A 4,613-nucleotide genomic window follows, 5' to 3' on the forward strand; every position below is an offset into this window, starting at 1 on the left:
GTGCGAAACGTTTCTAACCTAACTTGGGAGTGGTCACATTACCCAGATAAAAGTTAGACAATTCCTTCTGGAATTGAAGGATTATATCGAAGAGTCAAATGAAAGAGTAACGCCTTGAAGGGCTCTCTCTGCGTCGAATAGTACTTGATTTAGTAAGAATGATAGTGTTATAAGCTCGGCAAAGAAGGCGTAAGAATTTACCGTATCAGTTCGGCTGACGAAAGCCTACCCGAGGGGGTGGTGTAAATCATGATGCTTGAGTTGAATGAGTAAGGTGAGAATGCAAAAGAACCTACAGTAAAAGGTTAAGCTAACGAACTTCTGAATGTACGGGTCTAGAATGGCAATACATAGAAATGTGTATATCACCTAATGTGAGGTTAGCAGTGGATGAGTAAGACTGATTAATATGAAAATCCATGATATGTTACAGGCATATGAACGGCTAACAGGCTTACAGGAAGCACCTAAGTTCATTCCATAATAGATATAATTCAACGTTGTAAGCTGATACCGTGGAGGGCTTACTCCCTATGAAGCGTTGGTAAGGAAAGCAATAGTGAGAATAACTACTGTATAACTTATCTTTGTATCAGTGAAAGTGGTGGCACAGTACCAATGAAATGTCTAATCCACATGGAGGGATAGCCACTAGACTAATGAAGATTCATTTAATTATGCAAGGCAAATCTTTATCGATTAATAAGGTTCTCGTAAGACTAAAAGAGGTTCACCTCCCAAGGGAGGCACCGACTTATTGAAACGGAAGAATTGAAACACAAAAAGTAGTATTACTTGAAAGTGTTGATGATTAAATCGAATTGGATTAGTTGGGGCGCCGTATGCGATGAAAGTCGCACGTACTGGTGCTAGCAGGGGGAAAAGGGGGCGATAACCTCAAACCCTTACCTATCTGTCATGAGTACAGGGCAGGAATATTTTGTGGGGAAGTCGAAGTTGTTTTATCGAATAGCAACTACGGTATCGAATTTTTAAAATTATTTGAACATGATGGCATTCACGAAATAAGGTTCGCGAATATTCCAATAGCAAAGGGTTTACAAAGTGTTGTTCGTTAACAAGATGTTATATACATACCCGAAAACCCAATTTCACATTTTCCTATACTGTGACTTTTCTTTGTTATCATGAACTGTGACAAGGTGTTTTTTGTTTGGAAGGAATTTGTAACTTTTTATTAGAATTATTATGAAGATGATCAGATAATAAATTTTTACACATAAGGAGATAAAACTATGGCAATAAACAAATTACTAAGAATGGACAATGTAGGCATCGTTGTAGAATCCCTTGATGACGCAATCTCTTTCTTCGAGGAGATTGGCTTGAACCTCGAAGGGCGAGCCACTGTCGAAGGTGAATGGGCTGGTCGCGTAACCGGACTGGGTTCTCAGTGCGTAGAGATTGCTATGATGGTTACCCCAGATGGCCACAGCCGACTTGAACTTTCGCGATTTCTCACCCCACCTGCTATATCAGATCACCGGACTGCTCCTGTAAACGCCCTCGGTTATCTAAGAGTCATGTTTACCGTTGAAGACATTGACGAAATGGTATCCAGACTCACTAAGCATGGTGCTCAGCTCGTTGGCGAAGTGGTTCAGTACGAGGACTCGTATCGGCTCTGCTACATTCGTGGAATCGAAGGACTTCTAATCGGTTTGGCGGAACAACTCGGTAACAAATAAGCAAGTGACGTTTTATAAAAAGCCTTTACTGAAATATACATTACTGAAGTAAAATTGAACCAGAAAAGCAGTGTGAAAGTAACTCGAAGAAGTCGGGTACGTCATATAACACAGCATTCACGCTGCGGGATTCTCCGAGCCCCTTTGGTCGCCAGGAGAAGAAGCAGGGAAGCAGATTCAGGCTCGCAGGGTTCGTTAATGCGAAAACGTTATATGCCAATCCGTCTCGATTTGAAGAAATTCTTATTAAAGGGCGCTTTTCTGGAACAACTTTATTGAAATTAAACATCTAATTCTTAATTTTTGGTTTTGTTTACCATATTGGCCCTTCATCCCCTCGAATCGTTTCCTTACCCCAATTAGTGATAGAGGGAGCTAAGCTGCGATATACCGCAAAGTACTAGCTCCCTCTACTACTCAAGGTGCGGTCGGCATTATCTCCTTTAACGATCAACTCACCGTCAAGGACTGTTGCGTCCGGAAGATCAATCAATTCAAAATCTTGAATGAACTTCACTATACAATCGTTATGATGACATGTATAAAGCTTTATTTCACCATTAAACTTGGACAAGATCGATCTCATTGCAGAAAAATAATTACAAAGTTGGTATTATTTGTTATGATGAATGCGAAAGTTGCTGTCGTCACAATGAAGAACATTTGGGAGGGGATTAACAATGAATAAGACCAAACCGTTAAAAGAGTTTCTTCAGGAAAGGAAAGAAAATAGCATTGCCGCGATCGCTCATTACATTGAGGACCATATCGCGGAAAACTGGCAAAGCCTCTTCGAGAACAACCGGGATAAGTTGATGCAAGCATATAATGAGGCAGGCGATAGGGCGTACGGGACGTATTTGCATCTGCTGTTTTTATCTGTTCATAAAGAGCTTAATGTGGCAGGGTTGCGTGCGGAACCTAGATTGCCAGGCGATTTCGGCATTTCAAGAGAGTGGGGCAACATGGAAGACAGACAACGTTGGATGTGGAGCACCATTTTTTCTATGAATGAAGAGCCTTTAGGTACCATAGTCACTGTTGTGTTTCATGATCACACGCAGTTTCGGGTTCCCCGTCAGCCTGAAATCATTGCTTTACTCGAAACGCATAAGGAGGATGTCGTTGAGGTTCTCTCTTTCCGTTCTATTGACTTCAAGCAGGCGCGTGAATTTAAGATTGAATACGAAGAATACATGCAGAATCAGCATAACAAAGGCTGAAGAACCAAAGGGTTACGGCTTATAGAGTCCTCAGTCTATAAAAATAGAAGTCTCAAGGTTAACCCTATGAGCCTTCTAATGTAAGAAATTAAAATACGAACAAAATAAAGTTTGATAAAACCCTGTATTAATAGGGTTTTTCTTTTGACCCTTAAACTTCAGCTGTCTTATTCAATTAAAGGGCCATTATATTGTGCGAAATGTTTCTAGCTCAAATTGAGGATGGTCACATCTCTCAGGTAAAGGCTAGACAGTTCCGTTGGAACTGAAGGATTATATTGAAGAGTCAAATGATAGAGTAACGCCTTGAAGGGCTCTCTCTGCGTCGAATAGCACTTGATTTAGTAAGAATGAAAGTGTTATAAGCTCGGCAAAAAGGCGTAAGAATTTACCGTATCAGTTCGGCTGACGAAAGCCTACCCGAGGGGGTGGTGTAAATCATGATGCTTGAGTTGAATGAATAAGGTGAGAATGCTTAAAAACCTACAGTAAAAGGTTAAGCTGACGAACTTCTGAATGTACGGGTCTAGAATGGCGATACATAGAAATGTGTATATCACTTAAGTGAGGTTAGCTGTGGATGAGTAAGACTAATATATATGAAAATCCATGATGTGTTACAGGCACACGATCGGCTAACAGGCCTACAGGAAGCACCTAAGTTCATTCTATAATAGATATAATTCAACGTTGTAAGCTGATAACGTGGAGGACTTACTTCCTATGAACCGTTGGTAAGGAAAGCAATAGTGAGATTAGCTATTGTATAACTTATCTTTATATCAGTGAAAGTGGTGGTACAGTACCAATGAAATGTCTAATCAACATGGAGGGATAGCCACTAGACTAATGAAGAATCACTCAACCATGTAAGGCAGTTCTTTATCGGTTAATAAGGTTCTTGTGAGACTAAAAGAGGTTCAACTCCCAAAGGAGTCACCGACTTGTTGAAACGGAAGAAACTGAGACACAATGAGTATTACGATATGCAGCATTGTTTTGACAATTTGTACGCTCAAAGTGTTAATGGTCAAAATTTCTATGACTTAATGAAATGGATTAGCTCTGATGAAAATATACGTCTTGCTTATCGAAATATCAAAAGAAATACAGGAAGTAAAACGGCTGGTACAAATAAATTAACCATTGAAGATGTCAAATGTTTGTCTGTAGAAGAAGTCATTCAGAAGGTTCAAAATATGCTTCAATCGTATGTTCCACAAAAAGTTAGGCGTGTGTTCATACCAAAGCCGAATGGCAAAGTAAGACCTTTAGGTATCCCGACGATATGGGACAGAATCTTTCAACAGTGCATATTACAAGTTTTAGAACCGATTTGCGAAGCGAAGTTTCATAAGCATAGTTACGGTTTTAGACCGAACAGAAGCACTCATCACGCGAAAGCAAGGTTTGAGTCCCTTATTAACTTGGCGGGCCTCTATCATTGCATAGATGTAGATATTAAAGGTTTCTTTGACAATGTAAGCCACAGTAAATTACTTAAACAAATTTGGTCATTAGGCATTAGAGATAAATCACTACTTTTTATCATTTCAAAATTGTTAAAAGCTGAAATTGAAGGTGAAGGCATACCGTCAAAAGGTGTGCCGCAAGGTGGCATTTTATCTCCATTATTATCTAATATTGTTTTAAATGAATTAGACTGGTGGATAAGTAACCA

General features: G+C 39.7%; 3 protein-coding genes. All 3 read left to right on the forward strand.

Translation table 11 applies throughout. The features are described from left to right. Positions 1-1,256: 1,256 nt before the first annotated feature. The gene (locus WQ54_RS17475) at positions 1,257-1,709 is read left to right on the forward strand and encodes a VOC family protein (protein ID WP_046585898.1); all 453 of its coding nucleotides are present in this window, start codon (positions 1,257-1,259) and stop codon (positions 1,707-1,709) included. 680 nt (positions 1,710-2,389) lie between these two features. Continuing rightward, entirely contained in the window at positions 2,390-2,932 is a 543-nt protein-coding gene (locus WQ54_RS17480; RefSeq protein ID WP_046585900.1) for a DUF6022 family protein, read from the forward strand. Between the two features lie 944 nt (positions 2,933-3,876). Continuing rightward, positions 3,877-4,613 (forward strand): reverse transcriptase domain-containing protein (locus WQ54_RS17485; RefSeq protein ID WP_046585902.1); only part of this gene is annotated, 737 nt, incomplete at its 3' end.

Origin of the sequence: Bacillus sp. SA1-12, from assembly GCF_000981385.1 — a bacterium.
Lineage (GTDB): Bacteria > Bacillota > Bacilli > Bacillales > Bacillaceae > Metabacillus.